Origin of the sequence: Pseudomonas moorei (genome assembly GCF_042846945.1) — a bacterium.
GTDB lineage: Bacteria > Pseudomonadota > Gammaproteobacteria > Pseudomonadales > Pseudomonadaceae > Aquipseudomonas > Aquipseudomonas moorei.
Genome location: NZ_AP035776.1, coordinates 4182773 through 4205899, shown reverse-complemented (window position 1 = coordinate 4205899; position 23127 = coordinate 4182773). Strand labels below are relative to the sequence as shown.

The 23127-nt window shown below is 61.1% G+C and carries 19 protein-coding genes and 1 pseudogene; 11 read left to right on the top strand and 9 right to left on the bottom strand.

Annotated elements, in window-relative coordinates:
• Positions 1 to 24: 24 nt before the first annotated feature.
• From ACGJAX_RS19790 to ACGJAX_RS19750, 9 genes are all read left to right on the top strand, one after another.
• A complete protein-coding gene (locus tag ACGJAX_RS19790) occupies positions 25 to 306 on the top strand; it encodes a peptidylprolyl isomerase (RefSeq protein WP_007984657.1) in 282 nt (93 codons plus the stop codon).
• Between the two features lie 134 nt (positions 307 to 440).
• Positions 441 to 2309 carry an ABC transporter substrate-binding protein gene (locus ACGJAX_RS19785; RefSeq protein ID WP_390955811.1) on the top strand — a complete coding sequence of 623 codons (1869 nt, stop codon included), beginning with the start codon at positions 441 to 443 and terminating at the stop codon, positions 2307 to 2309.
• Complete coding sequence (locus ACGJAX_RS19780) at positions 2309 to 3370, top strand: microcin C ABC transporter permease YejB (RefSeq protein WP_090322651.1); 1062 nt, start codon at positions 2309 to 2311, stop codon at positions 3368 to 3370. The genes ACGJAX_RS19785 and ACGJAX_RS19780 overlap by 1 nt, the downstream gene beginning before the upstream one ends.
• Positions 3370 to 4392 carry a microcin C ABC transporter permease gene (locus tag ACGJAX_RS19775; RefSeq protein WP_390955810.1) on the top strand — a complete coding sequence of 341 codons (1023 nt, stop codon included), beginning with the start codon at positions 3370 to 3372 and terminating at the stop codon, positions 4390 to 4392. Before ACGJAX_RS19780 ends, ACGJAX_RS19775 begins: the two co-directional genes overlap by 1 nt.
• Before the next feature lie 13 nt (positions 4393 to 4405).
• Positions 4406 to 5983: an ABC transporter ATP-binding protein gene (locus ACGJAX_RS19770; protein WP_390955809.1), complete on the top strand. Its 1578-nt coding sequence runs from the start codon at positions 4406 to 4408 to the stop codon at positions 5981 to 5983.
• A 135-nt stretch (positions 5984 to 6118) separates the two neighbouring features.
• The gene (locus ACGJAX_RS19765; RefSeq protein ID WP_390955808.1) at positions 6119 to 7534 is read left to right on the top strand and encodes a sigma 54-interacting transcriptional regulator; all 1416 of its coding nucleotides are present in this window, start codon (positions 6119 to 6121) and stop codon (positions 7532 to 7534) included.
• 287 nt (positions 7535 to 7821) lie between these two features.
• Positions 7822 to 9213 (top strand): GntP family permease, encoded by a 1392-nt coding sequence (locus ACGJAX_RS19760; protein ID WP_390955807.1) that lies wholly within the window; start codon positions 7822 to 7824, stop codon positions 9211 to 9213.
• A 7-nt stretch (positions 9214 to 9220) separates the two neighbouring features.
• Positions 9221 to 9994, top strand: coding sequence for a 3-hydroxybutyrate dehydrogenase (hbdH, locus tag ACGJAX_RS19755; RefSeq protein WP_390955806.1), 774 nt, complete (start codon positions 9221 to 9223; stop codon positions 9992 to 9994).
• Positions 9995 to 10077: 83 nt separating this feature from the next.
• Positions 10078 to 12033 carry an acetoacetate--CoA ligase gene (locus ACGJAX_RS19750; protein ID WP_390955805.1) on the top strand — a complete coding sequence of 652 codons (1956 nt, stop codon included), beginning with the start codon at positions 10078 to 10080 and terminating at the stop codon, positions 12031 to 12033.
• 464 nt (positions 12034 to 12497) lie between these two features.
• Here the strand turns inward: ACGJAX_RS19750 and ACGJAX_RS19745 are convergent.
• Positions 12498 to 12998: pseudogene (locus tag ACGJAX_RS19745) on the bottom strand (ATPase, T2SS/T4P/T4SS family); the annotation flags it as partial.
• A gap of 130 nt (positions 12999 to 13128) precedes the next feature.
• Between ACGJAX_RS19745 and ACGJAX_RS19740 the strand changes: the two are divergent.
• Entirely contained in the window at positions 13129 to 15666 is a 2538-nt protein-coding gene (locus tag ACGJAX_RS19740) for a PAS domain-containing protein (RefSeq protein ID WP_390955804.1), read from the top strand.
• Between the two features lie 64 nt (positions 15667 to 15730).
• Positions 15731 to 16006 (top strand): peptidylprolyl isomerase, encoded by a 276-nt coding sequence (locus tag ACGJAX_RS19735; protein ID WP_007933743.1) that lies wholly within the window; start codon positions 15731 to 15733, stop codon positions 16004 to 16006.
• A gap of 164 nt (positions 16007 to 16170) precedes the next feature.
• On the opposite strand, the gene ACGJAX_RS19730 is transcribed toward ACGJAX_RS19735, so the two are convergent.
• The 8 genes from ACGJAX_RS19730 to ACGJAX_RS19695 form a co-directional block, all read right to left on the bottom strand.
• The gene (locus tag ACGJAX_RS19730; RefSeq protein ID WP_390955803.1) at positions 16171 to 17106 is read right to left on the bottom strand and encodes a PfkB family carbohydrate kinase; all 936 of its coding nucleotides are present in this window, start codon (positions 17104 to 17106) and stop codon (positions 16171 to 16173) included.
• Between the two features lie 86 nt (positions 17107 to 17192).
• Positions 17193 to 18410, bottom strand: coding sequence for an alanine racemase (locus tag ACGJAX_RS19725; protein WP_390955802.1), 1218 nt, complete (start codon positions 18408 to 18410; stop codon positions 17193 to 17195).
• A gap of 39 nt (positions 18411 to 18449) precedes the next feature.
• On the bottom strand, positions 18450 to 19214 hold the full coding sequence (locus ACGJAX_RS19720) for an IclR family transcriptional regulator (RefSeq protein ID WP_090322683.1): 765 nt from the start codon (positions 19212 to 19214) through the stop codon (positions 18450 to 18452).
• A gap of 171 nt (positions 19215 to 19385) precedes the next feature.
• Positions 19386 to 19775, bottom strand: a complete 390-nt coding sequence (locus ACGJAX_RS19715) for a RidA family protein (protein ID WP_047529738.1) — start codon at positions 19773 to 19775, stop codon at positions 19386 to 19388.
• A gap of 30 nt (positions 19776 to 19805) precedes the next feature.
• Positions 19806 to 20603, bottom strand: coding sequence for an ATP-binding cassette domain-containing protein (locus tag ACGJAX_RS19710; protein ID WP_390955800.1), 798 nt, complete (start codon positions 20601 to 20603; stop codon positions 19806 to 19808).
• Entirely contained in the window at positions 20600 to 21262 is a 663-nt protein-coding gene (locus ACGJAX_RS19705) for an amino acid ABC transporter permease (protein ID WP_047529742.1), read from the bottom strand. The genes ACGJAX_RS19710 and ACGJAX_RS19705 overlap by 4 nt, the downstream gene beginning before the upstream one ends.
• Positions 21263 to 21270: 8 nt before the next feature.
• A complete protein-coding gene (locus ACGJAX_RS19700) occupies positions 21271 to 21933 on the bottom strand; it encodes an amino acid ABC transporter permease (RefSeq protein ID WP_008015908.1) in 663 nt (220 codons plus the stop codon).
• Between the two features lie 51 nt (positions 21934 to 21984).
• On the bottom strand, positions 21985 to 22833 hold the full coding sequence (locus ACGJAX_RS19695; RefSeq protein WP_047529745.1) for a transporter substrate-binding domain-containing protein: 849 nt from the start codon (positions 22831 to 22833) through the stop codon (positions 21985 to 21987).
• Between the last annotated feature and the right edge of the window lie 294 nt (positions 22834 to 23127).

The following is a 23127-nucleotide window of genomic DNA, read 5'->3' as shown; positions in this document are numbered from 1 at the left end:
GAATATTGAAAGGAGCATTTTCCCATGGCTAAAGCCACTGCCCGTCATATCCTTGTTGCCAGCGAAGCCAAGTGCAACGAACTCAAGGCCCAAATCGAAGCTGGCGCAGACTTCGCCGAAGTTGCCAAAGCCAACTCCACCTGCCCTTCCAGCCGCCAGGGCGGTGACCTGGGTTCCTTTGGTCCAGGCCAGATGGTCAAGGAATTCGACACCGTGGTGTTCAGCGCACCGATCAACGTGGTGCAAGGTCCGGTCAAGACCCAGTTCGGCTACCACCTGCTGGAAGTGACCAGCCGTCAGGACTGATCGACACCCGAGCTCTGCGCGCAACGGCCCGCCTTTTGGTGGGCCGTTGCGTTTGCGACACGTAACAGGCTGGCGAGGGACGCGCCTCTAGCGTACAAATTGTCGTTAACGACCACCCGGCTCTAAGGCTGACAATGCGACTGGCTTTCCCGACTTTAATATTCACTGCCGTGGCCTTGCTGTTGGGCGCCGCAGGCGTGAATGCCGCACCGCAACATGCGTTGACCGTCTATGGCGAACCGGCCAAATACCCTGCCGGCTTCAGCCATTTTGCCTACACCAACCCCCAAGCCCCCAAGGGTGGCACCATGCGTCGTTCGGCGATCGAAATCGGGCAATTCGATCATGTATTGCCGTACATCGACAAAGGCATAGGCGTCTCGCAGATTGACGGCCTGATCTATTCGCCTCTGGCCCAACGTTCGCTGGATGAACCCTACACCGTGTACGGCCTGGTGGCGCAACAGATGGAGCGCTCCGATGACGGTTTGTCCCTGCGCTTCTATCTGAACCCCAAGGCGCGCTTCGCCGACGGCAAGCCGATCACTGCCGAAGACGTGCGCTACACCTTCGATCTGCTGATGACCCAGGGCAGTCTGCGTTATCGCACCCAATTCGCAGACGTCAAGGGTGTAGAAGTCGAGGCGCCCTTGACCATTCGCTTCGACTTCAAGAACAACGAAAACCGCACGCTGCCGCTGGACATCGCGACCTTGCCGGTGTTTCCCGAGCATTGGTGGAAGACCCGCGACTTCGCCGGTGGCGGCGGTTACGAGGCACCACTGGGCAGCGGACCCTATCGAGTGAGCAAGGTCGACTCCGGCCGCAGTATCACCTTCGAGCGCAACCCCGACTGGTGGGGCAAGGACCTGCCCGTCAGCCGCGGCCTCTACAATTTCGATCATTTCAGCATCGAGTACTTCGGCGACACCGATGTCGCGCGCCAGGTGCTGCGCGGTGGTGCCTATGATTACAACCGCGAGTTTTCCGCCACCGGTTTCTCCATCGGTTATGAAAGTCCGGCATTGAGCGACGGTCGCCTGCAAAAAGCACATCTGGCCACCGAAGCGCCGCAACCGAGCCAGGGCTTTGTGTTTAACCTGCAAAAGCCCATGTTCCAGGATCGCCGGGTGCGTCAGGCACTGGCCATGCTCTGGGATTTCGAATGGAGCAACCGGCAGATGATGCGCAACATGTACATCCGCCAGCAGAGTTTCTTTTCCAATACCATCCTCGCCGCCCGGCAACTGCCGGACGCTGGCGAACGGGCGATTCTCGAACCACTGCGCGGACAGATTCCCGACGAAGTGTTCACCACCGTGTTCGAAGCGCCAAAAACCGATGGCAGTGGCGTGATCCGCGACAAGCAGCTGCAGGCCCTGGACCTGCTGGAACAGGCCGGCTGGAAACCGGATGGCGATCAATTGGTCAACGCTGACGGGGAGCCGCTGAGCTTCACCTTCCTGGTCAGCCAGAACGGCATGGACCGATTGCTGCTGCCCTACAAGCGCACCCTGAAACAGATCGGCATCGACATGAACATCCGCCGCATCGACTCCTCGCAGTACGTCAATCGCCTGATGAGCCGCGACTACGACATGATCGTCACCGGCTACCCGGTCACCACCTCTCCGGGAGGCGAACTGCTCAACTATTTCGGCTCGGCGGCGGCCACCGACCCCGGCTCCAACAACTACATGGTCCTGAAGAACCCGGCCGTAGACACCTTGATCAGCGGGCTGATTCGCGCCAACACCCAGGCTGACATGTTGCGCTACGCCCATGCCCTGGACCGGGTGTTGCAGTGGAACTACTACTGGATTCCCAACTACTACCCGCCGGGCACCTCCACCGTGTGGTGGAATCGCTTTGGCATACCCGACGTGCAAGCGAGCAATGACGAAGCCATCGAGAGCTGGTGGGAAGTGAGCACCACGCCACTGACCAACCAGCAGATGACCGCCGAGCGCATCCGCCGTGGCAGACCCGGAGGACCACACTGATGTGGGCTTACATACTGCGGCGACTGCTGCTGATCATTCCGACGCTGGTCATCATCCTTCTGGTCAACTTCGTGATCGTCCAGGCCGCGCCGGGCGGGCCGGTCGAACAGGCCATCGCCCACCTGCAAGGCATCGGCGGGGTCAGTGTCGGCGGTGGCGCCCGCGAAGCCTCCAGCGGCAGCTCGCGGGCCAGCCGCGGCCTCGATCCGCAACTGATCAAGGACATCGAAAAACAATACGGTTTCGACAAGCCGGCCCACGAACGCCTCTGGCTGATGCTCACCAGCTACGCGCGCCTGGACTTCGGCAAGAGCTTCTTCCGTGGCGCCACCGTCACCGACCTGATCCTGGAAAAAATGCCGGTGACCATCTCCCTCGGGCTCTGGGCGACGTTGATCACTTACCTGGTGTCGATCCCGCTGGGCATCCGCAAGGCCGTGCACCACGGTAGCCATTTCGATATCTGGAGCAGCACTGCGATCATCATCGGCTACGCGATGCCGGCGTTCCTGTTCGCGATGTTTCTGATCGTGGTGTTCGCCGGGGGCACGTCGCTGAACTGGTTCCCGGTGCGCGGGCTGGTCTCGGACAATTTCGAGTCGCTGTCGACCCTGGGCAAGGTCGTCGACTACTTCTGGCACCTCGTACTGCCGGTGACGTCACTGGTGATCGGTGGTTTCGCAACCCTGACGATCCTGACCAAAAACTCATTCCTTAACGAAATCACCCGACAGTACGTAGTCACCGCCCGCGCCAAGGGCTTGAGCGAGCGCCGCGTGCTGTACGGCCATGTGTTCCGCAATGCGATGCTGCTGGTGGTATCGGGGATTCCCCAGGCGTTTATCAGCGTGTTTTTTGCCGGTTCGCTGCTGATCGAAGTGATTTTTTCCCTCGACGGCCTGGGCCGCATGAGCTACGAAGCGGCGGTTTCGCGGGACTATCCGGTGGTGTTCGGATCGCTGTTCATCTTCACCTTGTTCGGCCTGCTGATAAAACTGGTGGGTGACCTGTGCTACACCCTGGTCGACCCGCGTATCGACTTCGCCGCGAGGAACGCCTGATGTTCAAGCTCTCGCCGTTGGGCCGTCGTCGCTTCGAACGCTTCAAGAAGAACCGCCGTGGCTGGTGGTCGCTGTGGCTGTTTCTCGGTCTGTTCATGTTGAGCCTGGGTGGCGAACTGATCGCCAACGACAAACCGTTGATCGTCAGTTACCAGGGCTCGTTGTACTTCCCGGCCCTCAAGCGCTACACCGAGCAGGAGTTCGGCGGGCAACTGCCGTTCCAGGCCGACTACCGCAGCGACTACGTGCAGAACCTGATCAAGAAGGACGGAGGCTGGCTGCTGTTCCCGCCCATTCCGTTCAGCGACGACACGCCGAACTATGACCTGAACAAACCGGCTCCGAGCCCGCCCACGAGCGTGAACTGGCTGGGCACTGACGACCAGGCGCGGGACGTATTGGCACGGGTTATTTTCGGCGCGCGGGTGTCGATTCTGTTTGCCTTGATGCTGACATTCGTCAGCGCGCTGATCGGCATCGCTGCCGGCGCCCTGCAAGGCTATTACGGCGGCTGGGTCGACCTCATCGGTCAGCGGCTGCTGGAGGTCTGGTCCGGGTTGCCGGTGCTGTACCTGCTGATCATCCTGTCGGGCTTCGTCGAACCGAATTTCTGGTGGTTGCTGGGGATCATGGCGCTGTTTTCCTGGCTGGCGCTGGTGGACGTGGTGCGCGCCGAATTCCTGCGCGGGCGCAATCTGGAATACGTCAAGGCCGCCCGGGCGCTGGGGCTAAGCGATCGCAAGGTGATCGTGCGGCACATCCTGCCCAACGCCATGAACGCGACGTTGAGCTACCTGCCGTTCATTCTCACCGGCGCGATTTCCACCCTGACGGCACTGGATTTCCTCGGTTTCGGCATGCCCGCGGGCAGCGCCTCCCTGGGCGAACTGATCGGTCAGGGCAAGCAGAACCTGCAAGCGCCATGGCTGGGGCTGACGGCGTTTTTCACCCTGGCGTTGATTCTTTCGTTACTGGTGTTCATTGGCGAAGCGCTGCGCGACGCCTTCGACCCCCGATCCTGATGCGGATATTGAAATGACCAACCTGATCGAAATCCGTGACCTCAGCGTGGCCTTCAGCGGCCAGACTGTGGTGCGCAATCTGTGTCTGGACATCCGCCCCGGCGAATGCCTGGCGCTGGTGGGCGAGTCGGGCTCCGGCAAATCGGTAACCGCGCACTCGATCCTGCAATTGCTGCCCGAGGGCGGCACCGAAAGCCGTGGCAGCATCCGCTATCGAGGCCGGGAACTGCTCGGCGCCCCCTCCAGGGTGTTGCGCGAGTTGCGTGGTAACCGCATCGCGATGATTTTCCAGGAGCCGATGACCTCGCTCAATCCGCTGCACAGCATCGAAAAGCAGATTGGCGAAACCCTGCTGGTGCACAAGGGCCTGGCTGGCAAGGCGGCGCAAGCGCGGATTCTGGAGTTGCTGCATCTGGTCGGCATCCAGAAACCCAAGGAGCGGCTCAAGGCTTATCCCCATCAACTGTCCGGCGGCCAGCGTCAACGGGTGATGATCGCCATGGCCCTGGCCTGCGAACCGGAATTGCTGATTGCGGACGAACCCACTACGGCCCTGGATGTGACCGTGCAGCGCAAGATCCTGCTGCTGCTCAAATCCCTGCAACAACGCTTGGGCATGTCATTGCTGTTGATCAGCCACGACCTCAACCTGGTGCGCAGCATCGCCCAGCGGGTGTGCGTGATGAAGGCCGGGGAAATCGTCGAGCAGGCGCCCTGCGAAACGCTCTTCACCGAACCGCAGCACCCTTACAGTTGCATCCTGCTCAATGCCGAGCCGGAAGGCGAAGCCCTGCCCCGGGACGAGCGCGAAAAGGTCCTGGAGGTGCAGGACCTGCGGGTGCAGTTTGCCGTCAGCGGCGGGTTGTTTCAGCGCAAGACTTACCTCAAGGCCGTGGACGGCATCAGCCTGAATGTCCAGCGCGGCAAAACCCTGGGCATCGTCGGCGAATCCGGTTCCGGCAAATCCACCCTCGGCCAGGCCATCCTGCGCCTGCTCGACTCCGAGGGCAGTATTCGCTTCCAGGGTCACGCGTTGAATGGCTTGACGCAGAAACAGCTGCGGCCATGGCGCAAGAAAATGCAGGTGGTGTTCCAGGACCCCTTCGGCAGCCTCAGCCCACGGATGTCCGTGGCACAAATCATCAGTGAAGGCCTGGAAGTGCACAGCCAGTTGAGCGCCGACGAATGCGAAGCCGAAGTGATACGGGCACTGCAAGAAGTCGGCCTCGACCCGCAGAGCCGCCATCGCTATCCCCACGAGTTTTCCGGAGGCCAACGTCAACGCATTGCCATCGCCCGGGCACTGGTGCTGAAACCGGCGTTGATCCTGCTGGACGAACCGACCTCGGCCCTGGACCGCACCGTGCAAAAGCAAGTGGTGGCCCTGCTCCGCCAGCTTCAGGAAAAACATGGCCTGACCTATCTGTTCATCAGCCATGACCTGGCTGTGGTCCGCGCCCTGGCGCACGACATGATCGTGGTCAAGGACGGCAAGGTCGTCGAGAGCGGCGCCAGCCACGACGTTTTCGACTCGCCACAGCACCCGTATACCAAGGAGCTGTTGGCGGCGGCGCATACGGGGGCGTCATAATCCGGCGCATGCCGCTGAACCACGTCGCGGCCATCGCGAGCAGGCTCGCTCCCACAGGAGTATGGATTTCAATGTGGGAGCGAGCCTGCTCGCGATGTGGACCGCACAGTCAACACATCATCAGGATCTGCACCCATGAACACCACCGAAAGCCTCAAGGACTACCAGCGTGTACGGCTGCTGGCGATCCGCTCATTGTTCGAGATCATCGAGCAGTCGAGCGAGGGCACGGTGATTGTCGACCGCGACGCCAATATCGTGTGGATGAACGAGCGCTACGCCAAGCGTTTCGGCCTGCAATCGGCGCAAAATGCGATCGGCAAGGCCTGCGAGAGCGTAATCCCCGGCAGCCTGTTACGCGAAGTGGTGCGCACCGGACGCCCGATTTTGCTCGACATGCAGGACACCCCCAAAGAACCGTTGGTGGTCATGCGTCTGCCGATTCAAGACGATGCCGGCGAGGTGATCGGCGCCATCGGCTTTGCCCTGTTCGACGAACTGCGCAGCCTGTCGCCCATGCTCAAGCGCTACATGAGCATGCAGGAAGAACTGGCATCGACGCGCTCACTGTTGCGAGCGCGGCAGACCAAATACAACTTCGCCCATTTCATCGGCACCAGCGCCGCCAGCCTGGAAGTCAAACGCCGCGCCCGCCGCAGCGCCAGTACCGATTCGCCGGTGTTGCTGCTCGGTGAAACCGGCACCGGTAAGGAATTGCTGGCGCAGGCAATCCACAATGCTTCGCCGCGCGCGCACAAGGCGTTTGTCAGCATCAACAGCGCAGCGATCCCCGAATCGCTGCTGGAAGCCGAATTCTTCGGCACCGCGCCCGGCGCCTTTACCGGCGCCGACCGCAAGGCCCGTGCCGGCAAATTGCAGATCGCCCAGGGCGGGACGCTGTTTCTCGACGAGATCGGTGACATGCCCCTGCCGCTGCAAAGCAAACTGCTGCGGGTGCTGCAGGAAAAGGAATTCGAACCAGTAGGTTCCAACGACGTGATCCAGAGCGATGTGCGGGTGATTGCCGCGACTTCAACCGATCTGGAAGCCGCCATCAAGCGCGGCGAATTTCGCGCCGACTTGTATTACCGCCTCAACGTCCTGCCCATCCAGGTTCCGCCGCTGCGCGACCGCCTCGACGACCTGCCCGCGCTCAGCGAAGCGATCCTTGAGGAGCTACGCAGCCAACACGAACTCAACGGCGAGGCCTTGAATCTGTTGGGAGAGCACGCCTGGCCGGGGAATATCCGCGAACTGCGCAACGTGCTGGAACGGGCCGCATTGCTCAGTGACGACCTGCGGCTCACGGTGGCGGATATCCGCGCGGCAATCGGGACGTTTACACCCGTGCAGCGCATGGCGTTGGCACCAGTCGAACCGGTGGAGCATGAGACCTTCAACGCTGCCCGGGCACGCTTTGATCGGCAATTGATTGAGACCACCCTGGCGCAATGCGGGGGCAAGGTAATTGAAGCGGCGGCGCGGCTGGGGCTAGGGCGATCTACGCTGTACAAGAAGATGCTGGCGTTGGGGATTGCGGAGTCTCAATAAAGAGACTCGAATCTCCGTTGTTAGATAGACCATCGCGAGCAGGCTCGCTCCCACAGGTTTATTGGATCGAGAGCAAGAATGCGATCAACTGTGGGAGCGAGCCTGCTCGCGATGAGGTCGGCCCAGTAAACAAAAATCTCAAAACAGAGACATCAGCCCGAACCTAGTTCAAAGAAAACCTAATATTTCCTTATATTTCAGACACTTAAGCATCTGGCACACAATTCGCTATAGCGCTCTCCTACAAAAGATCCACCCTACAAAAATAACAACCCAGGAGACACACCATGAGTGTGATCATTGCCTTGGCAGCCCTCGCGCTGTTGATGCTGGCTGCTTACCGTGGCTACAGCGTTATCCTTTTTGCCCCGATCGCCGCCCTCGGCGCCGTTCTGCTCACCGACCCCTCTGCTGTCGCGCCAGCGTTCACCGGCGTGTTCATGGAGAAAATGGTCGGTTTCGTCAAACTGTATTTCCCGGTGTTCCTGCTCGGTGCCGTGTTCGGCAAGCTGATCGAGTTGTCGGGTTTCTCGCGCTCGATCGTCGCCGCGGCCATTCGCTTGCTGGGCACTCGCCAGGCGATGCTGGTGATCGTGCTGGTTTGCGCCCTGCTCACTTACGGCGGCGTGTCCCTGTTTGTCGTGGTGTTCGCGGTCTACCCCTTTGCCGCTGAAATGTTCCGCCAGAGCAACATCCCCAAGCGCCTGATTCCGGCGACGATTGCCCTCGGCGCGTTCTCCTTCACCATGGACGCCCTGCCCGGCACCCCGCAGATCCAGAACATCATTCCCAGCACCTTTTTCAACACCACGGCCTGGGCCGCGCCCTGGCTGGGCTTGATCGGTACGATCTTCGTGTTCTGCGCCGGCATGCTGTTTCTGCAGCGCCAACGCAACAAGGCCCAGCGCGCCGGTGAAGGCTATGGCACCGAACTGCGCAACGAGCCGGAAACCGCCGCCGACATCAAGCTGCCCAACCCATGGGTCGCCCTCTCGCCGCTGCTGGCCGTGGGCATCATGAACCTGCTGTTCACCCAGTGGATTCCCCAGTGGTACGGCAAGACCCACAGCCTTGCGCTGCCGGGCATGGCGGCGCCTGTGACCACCGACATTGCCAAACTGACGGCGATCTGGGCGGTACAAGCGGCGCTGCTGGTGGGCATCATCATGGTGCTGGCGTTCGGCTTCCAGGCGATCCGCAGCAAACTCGCCGAAGGCAGTAAAAGCGCGGTCAGCGGTGCGTTGCTGGCGGCGATGAACACCGCGTCCGAATATGGCTTCGGTGCGGTCATTGCTTCGCTGCCGGGTTTTCTGGTCCTGGCCGACTGGCTCAAGAGCATTCCCAACCCGCTGGTCAACGAAGCGATCACCGTGACCCTGCTGGCCGGCATTACCGGTTCGGCCTCGGGCGGCATGAGCATTGCGTTGGCGGCCATGTCCGAACAATTCATCGCCGCCGCCCACGCCGCCAACATTCCGCTGGAAGTGCTGCACCGCGTGGCCGCAATGGCCAGTGGCGGCATGGACACCCTGCCGCACAACGGTGCGGTGATCACCTTGCTGGCGGTCACCGGCCTGACCCACCGCGAAGCTTACAAAGATATTTTCTGTATTACGCTGATCAAGACCCTTGCGGTTTTCGTGGTGATCGGCACTTTCTACGCCACTGGCATTGTGTGAGGTATTCATGACGACTCTTTCGGGCAAGACCGCACTGGTTACCGGTTCCACCAGCGGCATTGGCCTGGGCATCGCCCTCAGCCTGGCCAAGGCCGGCGCGAACCTGATCCTCAACGGCTTTGGCGACGCCTCCCAGGTGATAGCCGAAGTGGCGCAGTACGGCGGCAAGGTCGGCCATCACCCGGCCGATGTCAGCGACCCGGCACAGATCGCCGAGATGATTGCCTATGCCGAACGGGAATTCGGTGGCATCGACATTCTGGTCAACAACGCCGGCATCCAGTATGTGGCGCCGGTGGAAGAGTTCCCCGTGGAGCGCTGGGATTCGATCATCGCGATCAACCTGTCGTCGGTGTTCCACAGCACTCGCCTGAGCCTGCCGGGCATGCGCGCCAAGGGCTGGGGCCGGGTGATCAACATTGCTTCGGTGCATGGCCTGGTCGGATCGATGGGCAAAGCGGCTTATGTCGCGGCCAAGCACGGGGTCATCGGCTTGACCAAGGTGGTCGCCCTGGAAACCGCTACCAGCAACGTCACCTGCAATGCCATTTGTCCTGGTTGGGTGCTGACACCGCTGGTGCAGAAGCAGATCGATGACCGCGCCGCCACCGGGATTGATCCGCAACAGGCACAGCATGATCTTCTGGCTGAAAAGCAGCCATCGCTGGAATTCGTGACGCCGCCGCAACTGGGGGAACTGGTGCTGTTCCTGTGCAGCGAAGCGGGCAGTCAGGTGCGCGGTGCGGCATGGAACATAGACGGTGGCTGGTTGGCGCAGTAAGGCACCGCTGCCCGTTGTGGCGAGGGAGCTCGCTCCCTCGTTACAAATGCCCGTTTGAATTCATGAATAAGAAGAGGCAAACCATGTCCGACATCCTCTGGCAACCGAGTGCCAAACGCATCGGCAAGACCCGCATCGAGGCCTTTCGGCGCTTCATCAATCAGCGGTTCCACCTGCACATCGATGACTACCCTGCCCTGCACCAATGGTCCATCGATCAACGCGCGGACTTCTGGCAGGCCATCGTCGACTTCTTCGATATCCGCTTCCATCAGCAACCCGACGCGGTGCTGGTTGAAGGCTCGAAAATGCCCGACGCCCAGTGGTTCCCCGGCGCCACCCTGAACTTCGCTGAACACCTGCTGCGCCGTCGCGACGATGCCGTGGCCGTCGTGGCCGTGGCAGAAAATGGTCAGCGCGAACACTTGACCTGGGGTGAACTGGCCGAGCATGTCGCCGGCTTTCAAAACGGTCTGATCGCCGCCGGTGTCGGCCTCGGCGACCGGGTGGCCGCGTGCATGCCCAACACCTGGCAAACACTGGTGGCGATGCTTGCTACCACCAGCCTCGGGGCGATCTGGTCCTGCTCTTCGCCGGACTTCGGCACCCAGGGCGTGATCGACCGTTTCGGCCAGATCGAGCCGACAGTGCTCGTCACCTGTGCCGGCTATCGCTACGCCGGCAAGGAGATCGACCAGACCGTCAAGGTCAACGAAATCCTCGAACGCCTGCCATCGCTGCAGCAGTTGATCGTAGTGCCCTACGCCCGGCCGCAGGCTCGCATCGAAGACTTCCGCACAGCCGCCAATGTGACGCTGTGGGACGATTTCTACGACCCCGGCGGCGAGCCGGATTTCGTCGCCGTGCCCTTCGCCCATCCGCTGTACATCCTCTATTCCAGCGGCACCACCGGCGTGCCCAAATGCATCATCCACAGCACTGGTGGCGTGCTGCTGCAACACGTGAAAGAGCACGGTTTGCACAGCGATCTCGGCCCCGGCGAACGCTTGTTTTACTACACCACTTGCGGCTGGATGATGTGGAACTGGCTGGTCTCGGCCCTGGCAGTCGGCAGTGCCGTGGTGCTGTACGACGGCTCACCGTTTCATCCCGATCCCGAACGCTTGATCGACCTGATCGATGACGAGCGCATCAGTGTTTTCGGCACCAGCCCCAAGTACCTCGCCACGCTGGAAGCCAACGGCGTCAAACCCCGGCAAAGCCATGACTTGAGCAGCCTGAAAACCCTGCTTTGCACGGGTTCCGCGCTATCACCGCAGAGTTACGACTACGTCTACCGCGATTTCAAGGCTGACGTGTGCCTGGCGTCGATGTCGGGCGGCACCGATATCGTCTCCTGCTTTGTCAACGGCAACCCGTTGCAACCGGTGCGGCGCGGCGAGATGCAGGGCAAGAGCCTGGGCATGGCGGTTGAAGTGTGGAACGACGAAGGCCGACCGGTCGTTGGTGAAAAAGGCGAGTTGGTGTGCGTCCGACACTTCCCGGCGATGCCCATCGGCTTGTGGAACGACCCCGACGGCGAAAAGCTGCGGGCGTCGTATTTCAGCCAGTTCCCCGGCGTCTGGGCGCAAGGCGACTACGCCGAACAACTGCCCCACGGCGCGATGTTGATCCACGGCCGCTCCGACGCCGTGCTCAACCCCGGCGGCGTGCGTATCGGCACGGCGGAAATTTACCGCCAGGTGGAAAAAATCCCGCAAGTACTCGACAGCGTGGCCATCGGGCAGCAGTGGCAGGATGACGTGCGAGTGGTGCTGTTCGTGCGGCTGCGTGAAGGCGTCAAACTGGATGAAGCGCTTGAGCAACAGATTCGCCAGACCATCCGCGCCAATACCACGCCACGCCATGTACCGGCGAAGATTGTCGCGGTCACGGATATTCCGCGGACCATCAGCGGCAAAATCGTCGAATTGGCAGTGCGCAATGTGGTGCATGGGCAAAAGGTGAAGAACACCGATGCACTGGCCAATCCCGAGGCTTTGGCGCAATTCCGCGACCGTCCGGAACTGCGGGATTAAAGTGCTCCAATAAGACCTGCTCGCGAGGGCGGCGTGTCAATCAATGTCAAAGTTGAATGTGCCGCCCTCATCGCGGGCAAGCCCGCTCCCACAGGAATTGCTTGTCAGATGCAAAATGCGCATACAACCACTATCCCTGTAGGAGCGAGCCTGATCGCGATGGTTGCGAACGATAACGCAGGGAGCCTGATGCCCCGCGGCGGTCTCCAGTTCATCGCGAGCAAGCTCGCTCCCACAGGGGATTGGCGGTGCATGCACATACCGCGCCCGCCACAAAACCTGTGGGAGTGTGGCTTGCCCGCAATAGCGTGGGTTCAGTCGACGTAGACGCCAGCTCCCCCCAGCCATATTGGGCAGGCTCACCTCAACCGGCGCTTGCGCTTGAAGTTGCATGCGGAGGGATCGACAGGTCTGGATGCACCAACGGGTGAGTGGGGACTGATGGACTGACGCACATTCGCCGGGCGATGAAGGTATTCGATCGGGTCTTCGATGGTGACGATATGCCCATGATCGTGGCGATTGCGGTAGTCAATCAGTGCCGCCAGCGAGGTAGACTTGCCGGAGTCGGTGGCACCGACGAACAGCATCAAGCCCTGCTTGAGCATCACGGTTTCGAGCAGCACTGGTGGCAATTTGAGATCTTCGAAGCGTGGCATGTCGAGTTTGACATTCCGCACCACCATCGACACATCGTTACGCTGTTTAAAGATATTGAGCCGAAAGCGTCCGATGTCCGGCAGGGAAATTGCCAGGTTCATCTCCAGTTCCCGTTCGAACTCAAGTCGCTGTTCGGCGTCCATAATGGACGCGGCGATGGCCGCGAGCTCTCCGGGCCTGCACGGCTGATCCGCCAGCGAGGTGAGAACACCGTCGAACCGCGCACAGGGTGGTGCACCCGTGGACAAGTAAAGGTCGGCGCCATTGCGGCTGGCCAGTTGTTTTAATAACGCGTCGATTTCCATGGCAAAACACACCTACGATGCATTCAATGAATAAAAATGACCCGAACCTCTGAAGTGCCGGGTCATCCAGCGTCTACCGCTCAGCCAGCTTAGTAGACGCCGTCACACCGACTTGAAGCAGGACACCTTGATGAACGCCTCACCGACCGGCAGCGATGCCCAGGCCCTGATTGCCAGACTGGACTGGGAAAGCAGCCCACTGGGCGCGGCCAGTACCTGGCCACAGAGCCTGAAAACCGCCGTGGACATCGTGATTCATTCACCGATGCCGATGCTGTTGCTCTGGGGGCCGCAGTTGACGCAAATCTACAACGACGGCTTCGCCCTGCTCGCTGGCAACAAGCATCCGCACGCTTTCGGACAGCCAACACACGATATCTGGCCAGAGTTAAAGGATTTTACCGACCCGATTTACCGAGCCGTCCTACAAGGACAGGTGCGGACCTACAGCGAACAGCGCTTCACCCTGCAGCGCGATGGCAAGGATTCCGACTTCTGGCTCGACCTGACCTACAGCCCCATTCGCGACGAAAGCGCCGAGGTGGCCGGGATTCTGGTCACGGCCATCGAAACCAACGAGCGTCGACGCATCGCGCTTGAACTGGAACAGCGCTCGGCTGCCAGCCTCAAGGCCCAGCAAGAAACCGAGGAACGCCTGCAACTGGCCCTCGCCGCCACCGACGCGGTCGGCACCTGGGACTGGGACATCAGCGAGGATCGCTTCCTGGCGGACGCCCATTTCGCCCAATTGCACGGCATCGACCCGGCCATGGCCAGCCAGCTGCCGATCACCGAGTACCTTCGCGGCGTGCACCCGGAAGACCGCGCCCTGATCGCCCGCAGCATCAAACATTGCATCGCCCATGGCACCGAATACGCCGAGGAGTACCGCCTGCTGCAACCCAACGGCGAATTGCGTTGGGTATTTGCTCGCGGTCGTTGCTACAAGGACCACCATGGCCGGCCGATCCGCTTCCTGGGCGCCGCCCTAGACCTCACCGAACGCAAAAACACCGAGCAGGCCCTGCGCCAGAGCCAGACCGAGCTGCAACTGATCATCAACGCCATGCCGATCCTGATCAGCTACGTCGACCGCGAGGAACGCTTTCGCCTGAACAATGCCGCTTATCTGGACTGGTACGGTCTGACCCCTCAGGAACTCTATGGCCGCACCATTCGCGAGGTGCTGGGCGACGAGGCCTACGCCCTGCGCGCCGAGCACATCGCCGAGGCCCTGTCCGGCAGGTCCTGCTGTTTCAGCATCAACACGCCGCACCGTGATGGCAGCATCCGTCATGCACTGATGAACTATTTGCCGCGCCACGGTGCGGACGGCGCGGTAAACGGTTTTTACATCTTCGTGATCGACGAAACCGAGCGTAAACAGACTGAAGAAGCCCTGCGCAACCTCAATGAAACCCTCGAAGAGCGGGTCAGCGCCCGCACCCGGCAACTGGCCGAAGCCAATGAAAAACTGCTCAAAGAGATGTTCGAACGCGAGCGCGCCGAAGAAGCCCTGCGCCATGCCCAGAAGATGGAAGCAGTCGGCCAGCTCACCGGTGGCATCGCCCATGACTTCAACAACATGCTCACGGGGATCATCGGCAGCCTGGATCTGATGCAACGCTACATCGCCGACGGCCGTGCCGCCGAGATCGCCCGTTTCACCGAGGCCGCGGTGTCCTCGGCCAACCGCGCCGCCGCGCTGACCCATCGTCTGCTGGCGTTCTCCAGGCGTCAGTCGCTGGACCGCAAACCGCTGAACCCCAACGACCTGATTCACTCCCTGGAAGACCTGTTCAGTCGCACCAAGGGTGACCATATCGCGCTCAAACTGCGCCTGGCCAAAGACGCCTGGATGGTCAGCACTGACGTCAGCCAACTGGAAAACGCCCTGCTGAACCTGGTGATCAACGCCCGGGACGCCATGCCCGATGGCGGCGAGTTGTGCATTGAAACCGCGAACGTCCACCTCGACGGCAGCGACATCACCACCCTGGAACCGGTCAAGGCCGGGGATTACCTGATGATCGCCGTCAGCGACAACGGCACGGGCATGACCCCGAAGGTGCTGGCCAAGGCGTTCGATCCGTTTTTCACCACCAAACCCATCGGCCAGGGCACCGGGCTGGGCCTGTCGATGATTTATGGTTTCGCCCAGCAGTCCGGCGGCCATGTGACCCTGTTCAGCATGCCCAACCAGGGCACCAGCGTGCGTTTGTACTTGCCGCGCCTGCACGGCATGGAACCGCAAGACGTGTTATCGCCGGTTATCAGCGAGGCGCCCTCGGCGATTGCCGGTGAAACCGTGGTCCTGGTGGAGGACGACCCGGCCGTGCGCATGCTGGTGTTCGACCTGCTCAAGGAGCTGGGCTATCACGCCTATGAAGCCGAAGACGCGAAGAGCGCCCTGCCCTTGCTCGAGTCCGAACTGCGGGTCGATTTGCTGGTGACCGATGTCGGGTTGCCCGGCATGAATGGCCGGCAACTGGCGGAAATTGCCCGTCAGCACCGACCTGAACTCAAAGTGCTGTTCATGACCGGTTACGCGGAAAAAGCCGCCGAGCGTCAGGGTTTTCTTGAGGAAGGCATGGACATGGTGGCCAAACCGTTTTCGATTGATCTATTGGCCAACAAGATTCGCACGATGATCGGCCAACCGCAGTGAGTTAGGGCATAATCGCGCGCCCCGCGTCACACCCATGTCACCACCGTTGCAAGGTATCCGCCCCATGAAAGCTCAAGCCCGCCATATTCTGGTGAAAACCTCGGAAGAAGCCGAGCAGCTCAAACAACGCATCGCCAAGGGCGAAGCCTTCGATGTGCTGGCCAAGAAGTATTCCACCTGCCCGTCCGGCAAGCGCGGCGGAGACCTGGGCGAAGTGCGGCCGGGGCAGATGGTTGGCGCCATCGATGCGGTGATTTTCAAGAAGCCGCTGCGGGTGGTGCACGGACCGATCAAGAGCAAGTTCGGTTATCACCTGGTGCAGGTGTTTTACCGGGATTGAAGCCGCCCGTGGCGAGGGAGCTTGTCGGATCGCCTTCGTCCCGCTGGACTGCGAAGGGGCCCCAAAACCTGCAACCTTGATCTGCCTGAAAAATCGAGTTCAAAGGATTTGCGACTGCTGCGCAGCCGAGCGGGAGTAAACTCCCTCGCCACAGGGCATGCATTTCAAGGTCTGGGAATAAGCGCCCCCGGCACCTGGATCACCCGACTCGCCAACCGGTGCCCCGCCTCGGCCGCTTCGACCGGGCTAGCGCCCTTGAGCCGCGCTGCCAGGTACGCCGCACTGAACGAATCCCCCGCCGCCGTGGTGTCCACTACGCGCTCGACTTTCTGCGCCGGCACTTCGAACGCCTCCCCCTCACACCGAATCAGGCACGCCTCGGCGCCACGCTTGAGCACCACTTCGGGTGTGCCGATCTGCTCATAGGCGTCAAACACCGCCGCGCAATCGGAGAAGTGGAACAGCGCCTGTTCGTCATCGACGGTCAACAACGCCAGGTCGACATAAGGCAGCACGCTGCGATAGGCCGCCCGCGCGTCCTCGACCGAGCCCCACAGCCGTGGCCGGTAGTTGTTGTCGAAGACGATTCGGGCGTCGCGCTGCCGGGCCTGGATCAGGGTTTCCAGCAACTTTTCCCGGCCCTTCACGCCCAGTACCGCCAGGGTAATGCCGCTGAAATACAGCACGTCATAGTCCGGAAGCGCCGCCAGGATCGGCGCGGCCGCCGGCGTAGTGAAGCAATCACGAACCGCCGCTTCATTGCGCCAGTAGAGAAAACGACGCTCGCCAGCGGCGTCGGTCTGGATGCAATACAGCCCTGGCAAGCGTCCGGGCAGGCGCTGGACCATGCCCAGGCCGATGTTTTCCTCGGCCCAGCTCTGGCACATGGCATCGCTGAAACTGTCATCGCCCAGGGCCGTGACGTAGTCCACCGTGCCAGCGCCGGCCAATTCTCGGGACAGGTACACCGCCGTGTTCAAGGTATCGCCACCGAAGCTCTGTTGCAGGCTGCCATCGGCGCGGTGTTGCAGCTCGATCATGCATTCGCCGATCAGGGCGATGCGCGGGGCGTGGGGACCCAGGGTGTTGAGGGTGTTCATGGTTGTGGGGGTCTCTGGTGTTCTTTGTTGTCTGGTCGGGCCTCTTCGCTGGCAGGCCAGCGAAGGGCTCTGCGCAGTCTCAAACCTTAGAAACAGGTTTCCATGGTTTCGATGACGTTCAATTGCTCATCCACCAGACACCCCGTGCGCCACTTGTCGAACGTCAGGCACGGGTGCGAAGTGCCGAACGAAATGATGTCGCCTACCCGCAACTCGACGCCCGGCGCCACGGTCATGAATGCATGCTGGTCCATCACCGCCGTCACCTTGCAGGCACTCACGTCGTCGCCTTTGGCGGGCAGCACGCCGGCCTTGTAACGCAGCAATGGCACCGGCAAACCGGCGTCGTAGGCCACGTCACGCTTGCCCAGGGCAATCACCGCGAAGCCCGGCTCCGGCAGCGACTGCACGTGCGCCCAGACTTCCAGCGCCGGGCGCAACCCTTCGTGCAGGTCGCTGCGGCGGTCGAGCACGCAGCATTGCGCCTCCTTGTAGATGCCATGGTCGTGGGCGACATAACTGCCAGGACGCAGCACGCTGAGGAAGCGCCCTGCAGCGTTCTGCGCTTCGAATTCCTCGGCGATCAGGTCATACCAGGCCGAGCCTGACGCGGTGATGATCGGCTTGGCGATTGCGAACGCACTGCTGTCCTGCAACTGCACCGCCAGGCGCACCAGGGAACCGGCGAACGCACGAATGCCGCTGATGGCGTGATCACCATGAATCACCCCTTCATAGCCTTCGATCCCGGTCAGGGCCAGTGCCGGTTGCGCGGCGATGGCTTTCGCCAGGTCGATCACTTCCTGTTCGCTGCGGCAGCCGCAACGCCCGCCGACCACGCCGTACTCGATCATCACGTTCAAGCGCACACCGCGCGAGGCGAAATACGCGCCGAGGTCGGCAACGTTGTCCGGGTGATCGACCATGCAGTAGAAGTCGAACGTCGGATCGGCCAGCAGATCGGCGATCAGCGCCATGTTCGGTGTGCCGACCAGTTGGTTGGCCATCAGCACCCGACGCACACCATGGGCATAGGCGGCGCGGGTTTGCGTGGCGCTGGCCAGGGTAATGCCCCAGGCACCGGCGTCCAGCTGCCGGCGAAACAGCGCCGGGGTCATGCTGGTCTTGCCGTGGGGCGCGAGCTCGGCGCCGCTGTTGCTGACGAAATCCTGCATCCAGCGAATGTTGTGCTCCAGCGCTTCACGATGCAGCACCAGCGCGGGCAGGCTGACGTCACGGACAAGACTGGCGCCCGTGCGGGCAAAACCCTTTTCCACGGCGGCGGTATTTTCGGCAGTAGTCATGGTCGAACTCCTCACATTCGCGGCCGCAAGCAGCCGCTGTTATTCGTTGATGCGACGGGCCAGGCTGTTGGCGCTTTCGATCAGCACCCGGCGGTAGTCGTCGTAATTTTTCTTTGCATCGGCCCGGGGGGCGACGATGCACAGGGTCGCGATGGCCACGCCGCCGGGGTCTTTGACCGGCGCGGCGAAGCAATGGGTAAAGGTGTCGGCGACGCTATCGAAGGAGAAAAAACCATCGATGCCGGCCTGACGGATTTCCTTGAGAAACTGCTCCAGCGGCAGGCGTTCACCATCGGGCAGGATGAAGTCGTCATGGTCGATCAGATCGATGATTTCCTGGTCGCTCAGGTGCGCCAGCAACAGGCGCCCGGACGCAGTCCAGGGGATCGGTGCGTTTTCGCCGATGTCCGAGGAGATACGGAAATGCCGCTCCCCCTCTTTCATCAACGCCACGGTGTATTTGCGCCCGTTGAGCAGGCACATCTGCGCGGTTTCATGGGTTTGGCTGACGATTTCCTGCAAGGCGTGATCGGCCTCGCGGGTCAGGTCGAAATGGCGCAGATGCGCCTGTCCGAGAAAGTACAGCTGGCGCCCCAGGTAAACGTGACCGTCCTTGCCCACCGGCTCCAGAATCCGTCGCTCCAGCAACGAGGCCACCAGTTCGTAGACCGTGGATTTGGGGCTGCCGATGCCACTGGCGATTTCATTCGGGCGCAGGGGCTGGCCGATCTCCTTGAGGAAATCGAGGATGTCGAACGCCCGGTCCAGACCGCGCGCCCGGCGTTTGATGGTGTCTTCGGTCATGTCAGTGGTTCCCATTCAAAGTGCCGGGAGTTTACCGAGAGTGCGGTAACGACTGTTAGGCCGTCTTCGCTGGCAAGCCAGCGCCCACAGGTGTTGATGGTGTATCTGCAATCTGTGCCAGCCTGCAAAACCTGTGGGAGCGTGGCTTGCCCGCGATGGGCGCGACTCGATTCAAGCCTTTTTCTTGTACGCGATGCAGTCGATCTCGACCTTGCAGTCGACCATCATGTTCGCCTGCACGCAGGCCCGGGCCGGGGCGTGTTCGGGTTTGAAGTACTCGGAGAAGACCTTGTTGAAACTGGTGAAATCCCGCGGGTCCTCCAGCCACACGCCTGCACGCACCACATCTTCCAGGCCATAACCGGCCTCTTGCAGAATCGCGATCAGGTTCTTCATGGTCTGGTGGGTCTGCTCGACGATGCCGCCGGTAATGATCTCGCCATCCACCGCCGGCACCTGCCCGGAAACGTGCAGCCAGCCATCGGCTTCAACGGCTCGGGCGAACGGGCGAGGCTGACCGCCAGCGGCGGTGCTGCCGGTGCCGTAACGAGTAATGCTCATGAGTGTTTCTCCTGATTGAAAATCGAATGTTTAAAAGCGCGTGTTCTTGAGGAATTCCGCCAGGCGTGGCGATTTCGGACGCTCGAACAGTTCCTTGGGCGGCCCCTGCTCTTCGATGCGCCCCTGATTCATGAACACGATCTTGTCCGAGACTTCGAAAGCGAAGCGCATTTCGTGGGTCACCAGCAGCATGGTCATGCCGTCTTCGGCCAGTCCCTTGATGACGTTGAGCACTTCGCCGACCAGCTCAGGGTCCAGCGCCGAAGTCACTTCGTCGAACAGCATCAGGCTCGGGTTCATCGCAATCGCCCGGGCAATCGCCACGCGCTGCTGCTGACCGCCGGACAGCTGGCCAGGATAGTGATCGCGACGTTCCAGCAAACCGACGCGTTCCAGCCATTTTTCCGCCAGCGCCACGGCCTCGTCCTTGTGCAGTTTTTTCACCTTAAGCAAGCCCAGGGTGACGTTCTGCAACGCGGTGAGGTGCGGGAACAGGTTGAATTGCTGGAACGCCATGCCAGTCATGGCGCGATGACGGGCGATGACTTTTTCCGGGTGACGGATGCGTTTGCCATTGACCTCGTCATACCCGATGGATTCGCCGTCGAGCATGATCTGCCCGCCCTGAAACTCCTCGAGCATGTTCACGCAGCGCAGCAGCGTGGTCTTGCCCGAGCCGCTGGAGCCGATCAGCGTGACCACGTTGCCGCGCTGCATCGTCAGGTCGACGCCCTTGAGCACTTCCAGCGGGCCGTATTGTTTATGCAGGCCGCGAATGTCCAGCAGAGGCTGTCCGCTCGGGACGTTGGATTGTTGTACTTGACTCATGGCAGGGCCACCCGCTTTTCAATGTGCCGGCCGAGTAATTCGATGCCGTAGTTGATGACAAAAAACAGAAAACCGGCGAACAGGTAAAACTCCAGGGTCATGAAGGTCCGGGCGATGATCTGCTGGGTGCTGAGCAGCAATTCGGCCACGCCGATCACCGACAGCAGCGTCGAGGCCTTGACGATCTCGGTGGACGAGTTGACCCAGGTCGGCAGGATTTGCCGCAGTGCCTGGGGCAATAGCACGTAACCGAGGGCCTGGTAGAACGTCAGGCCGATGGCCTTGCTCGCTTCCATCTGCCCACGGGGCAATGCTTGCAGTGCACCGCGCACGATCTCGGCGACGTGGGAACCGCAAAACAGCGTCAGGCCCAGTGCACCTGCCTGAAACGCGCTGATCTGCCAGCCCAGTGCCGGCGCCATATAGAAGCAGGCCAGCACCAGCACAAACACCGGGGTACCGCGAATCACGTCCACGTAGAAACGAAACGGCGCGCGCATCCAGAACTTGCCGTAGGTCAACACCAGACCGGCGAATACGCCGACCACGGTGCCGAGCAAAATCGCCAGGGCCGACACCTGAACACTGGTCAGAAAGCCTTGCCACAGCACTTCCCGGGCGACCCACAACTCATGCAACCAACTGGGGGATTCGTACATGGGGCCTCCTATCGGCGGATCGCCAGGCGCTGCTCGAGGTAACGCAGCATCATGGCAATGAGGTAACAGGCCGCGACATAGAGCGCCGTGGTCACCAGCCAAGTTTCGATCACCCGGTAGCTCTCGACATTGATCTTGCGCGCGTAATAGGTCAGCTCCGGCACGGCAATCGCGGCGGCCAGCGAAGTGTCCTTGAACAGCGAAATGAAGTTGTTCGACAAGGCCGGCAACACATTGCGCAACATCACCGGCACAGTGACGTAAGCCTTGACCTGCCACTCGCCCAGGCCGATCGCCAGCCCCGCTTCACGCTGGCCCTTGGGAATGCTCAGCAGCCCGCCACGGAACACTTCGGTCAGATACGCACCGGCGTACAGCGACAGCGTGATGATGAACGAGGGAATCTTGTCCAGCCGGATGCCGAGACTCGGCAAGGCAAAGTAGATCAACAGAATCAACACCAGAATCGGCGTGTTGCGAATCACCGTCACATACACCGATGCCAGCACCCGCAATGCGCGGTGCTTCGACAGCAAAGCAAACGCCATCATCAGGCCGATCACGCAACCGATGGCGATCGATACCAACGCCAGTTCGAGGCCCAGGCCGAGCCCCGCCAGCAAGGTGTCGAAATCGCGCCACACCGCGGCAAAGTTCAACTGATAGTTCATGGTTGGCAGTACCTTGAGCGGGGCGCATTTCGGCGCCCCACTCTCACGGGATCATTTGAATTCGACAGGGAAGCCAATCGCCGGAGTAGGCAGATCGACACCAAACCACTGCTTGAACGACGCCGCGTAAGCCGGGAACTCAACACCGGTCATGGCTTCATGCAGCGTGGTATTGACGAAGTTCAGCCAATCCTGATCGCCGCGTTTCACGGCACACGCGTAGGTCTGCGGGCTCCAGGCGTAGGCCGGGCTGCGGTAGCGACCGGGGTTTTGCACCATCAGGTATTTCACCGAGGACTGGTCGGTGGCTGCCGCGTCGGCACGGCCCGAGTTCACCGCTTGGTACATCAGGTCCACGCTGTCGTACTGATCGACCTTGGCCTTGGGCAACGCCTGATGCACCAATTCCTCGGCATAGACGTTTTGCAACACGGCCACGGTGAGGCTGTCACCGGCGGCCTTCATGTCATCGATTTCCTTGTACTTGCTGTTGGCTGGCAACAACAGGCCAACACCTTCGCGGTAGTACGGCAGCGTGAACGCCACTTGCTGGGCACGGCTGGCGGTCACGGTGATGAACTGGCAACTGATGTCGACCTTGTCGGTCAGCAAGTTGGGAATCCGCGCATCGGAAGACTGCACCACGTATTCAACCTTGCTCGGGTCGTTGAACAAGCCCTTGGCAATCATGTGCCCGATATCGATATCGAAACCCTGCAACTTGCCATCCGCCCCCTGAAAGTGCCACGGCGCGTTAGTGCTGCCGGTGCCCACGATCAGTTTGCCGCGGGCCAGAACGCTATCGAGCTTGCTGTCGGCCGCCTGGGCCACGCCCACGGCAGCTGCAGAGGCTGCAAACAGAAAAACACACGCTTTGAACAAGGAAGGTCGGCGATGCATGGCAAGCACTCCAGGATGATGTTTATTCCGCTATACCGGAACTTGGTATGTAACAACGGAATAGACAGCAGAAAGTGTGCCACAGCCTCGCAGGGAAAACCTAGTGCAACTGAAAGCTCAATTGAATCAACGGCATGCATGGAAACGCCGTCGCTGGCGTTACCTGGTCACTCAACGAGCGGGTGCTACCGTTGGCTACAGGTCGTGGGCAATGCGCTTCGTTTGAGTGCGCGGGAAGCAGTGCGTGTCACGCAAACCGACACTCACGCGGCATGGCGGTGAGTACATCAAGCA

Coding starts and splice junctions, on each gene's coding strand:
- ACGJAX_RS19750 (WP_390955805.1), top strand. CDS start 10,078: ATGTCCGACATCCTCTGGCAACCGAGTGCCAAACGCATCGGCAAGACC.
- ACGJAX_RS19710 (WP_390955800.1), bottom strand. CDS start 20,603: ATGAGTCAAGTACAACAATCCAACGTCCCGAGCGGACAGCCTCTGCTG.
- ACGJAX_RS19725 (WP_390955802.1), bottom strand. CDS start 18,410: ATGACTACTGCCGAAAATACCGCCGCCGTGGAAAAGGGTTTTGCCCGC.
- ACGJAX_RS19700 (WP_008015908.1), bottom strand. CDS start 21,933: ATGAACTATCAGTTGAACTTTGCCGCGGTGTGGCGCGATTTCGACACC.
- ACGJAX_RS19775 (WP_390955810.1), top strand. CDS start 3,370: ATGTTCAAGCTCTCGCCGTTGGGCCGTCGTCGCTTCGAACGCTTCAAG.
- hbdH (WP_390955806.1), top strand. CDS start 9,221: ATGACGACTCTTTCGGGCAAGACCGCACTGGTTACCGGTTCCACCAGC.
- ACGJAX_RS19760 (WP_390955807.1), top strand. CDS start 7,822: ATGAGTGTGATCATTGCCTTGGCAGCCCTCGCGCTGTTGATGCTGGCT.
- ACGJAX_RS19790 (WP_007984657.1), top strand. CDS start 25: ATGGCTAAAGCCACTGCCCGTCATATCCTTGTTGCCAGCGAAGCCAAG.
- ACGJAX_RS19720 (WP_090322683.1), bottom strand. CDS start 19,214: ATGACCGAAGACACCATCAAACGCCGGGCGCGCGGTCTGGACCGGGCG.
- ACGJAX_RS19715 (WP_047529738.1), bottom strand. CDS start 19,775: ATGAGCATTACTCGTTACGGCACCGGCAGCACCGCCGCTGGCGGTCAG.
- ACGJAX_RS19785 (WP_390955811.1), top strand. CDS start 441: ATGCGACTGGCTTTCCCGACTTTAATATTCACTGCCGTGGCCTTGCTG.
- ACGJAX_RS19705 (WP_047529742.1), bottom strand. CDS start 21,262: ATGTACGAATCCCCCAGTTGGTTGCATGAGTTGTGGGTCGCCCGGGAA.
- ACGJAX_RS19740 (WP_390955804.1), top strand. CDS start 13,129: ATGAACGCCTCACCGACCGGCAGCGATGCCCAGGCCCTGATTGCCAGA.
- ACGJAX_RS19780 (WP_090322651.1), top strand. CDS start 2,309: ATGTGGGCTTACATACTGCGGCGACTGCTGCTGATCATTCCGACGCTG.
- ACGJAX_RS19770 (WP_390955809.1), top strand. CDS start 4,406: ATGACCAACCTGATCGAAATCCGTGACCTCAGCGTGGCCTTCAGCGGC.
- ACGJAX_RS19765 (WP_390955808.1), top strand. CDS start 6,119: ATGAACACCACCGAAAGCCTCAAGGACTACCAGCGTGTACGGCTGCTG.
- ACGJAX_RS19695 (WP_047529745.1), bottom strand. CDS start 22,833: ATGCATCGCCGACCTTCCTTGTTCAAAGCGTGTGTTTTTCTGTTTGCA.
- ACGJAX_RS19730 (WP_390955803.1), bottom strand. CDS start 17,106: ATGAACACCCTCAACACCCTGGGTCCCCACGCCCCGCGCATCGCCCTG.
- ACGJAX_RS19735 (WP_007933743.1), top strand. CDS start 15,731: ATGAAAGCTCAAGCCCGCCATATTCTGGTGAAAACCTCGGAAGAAGCC.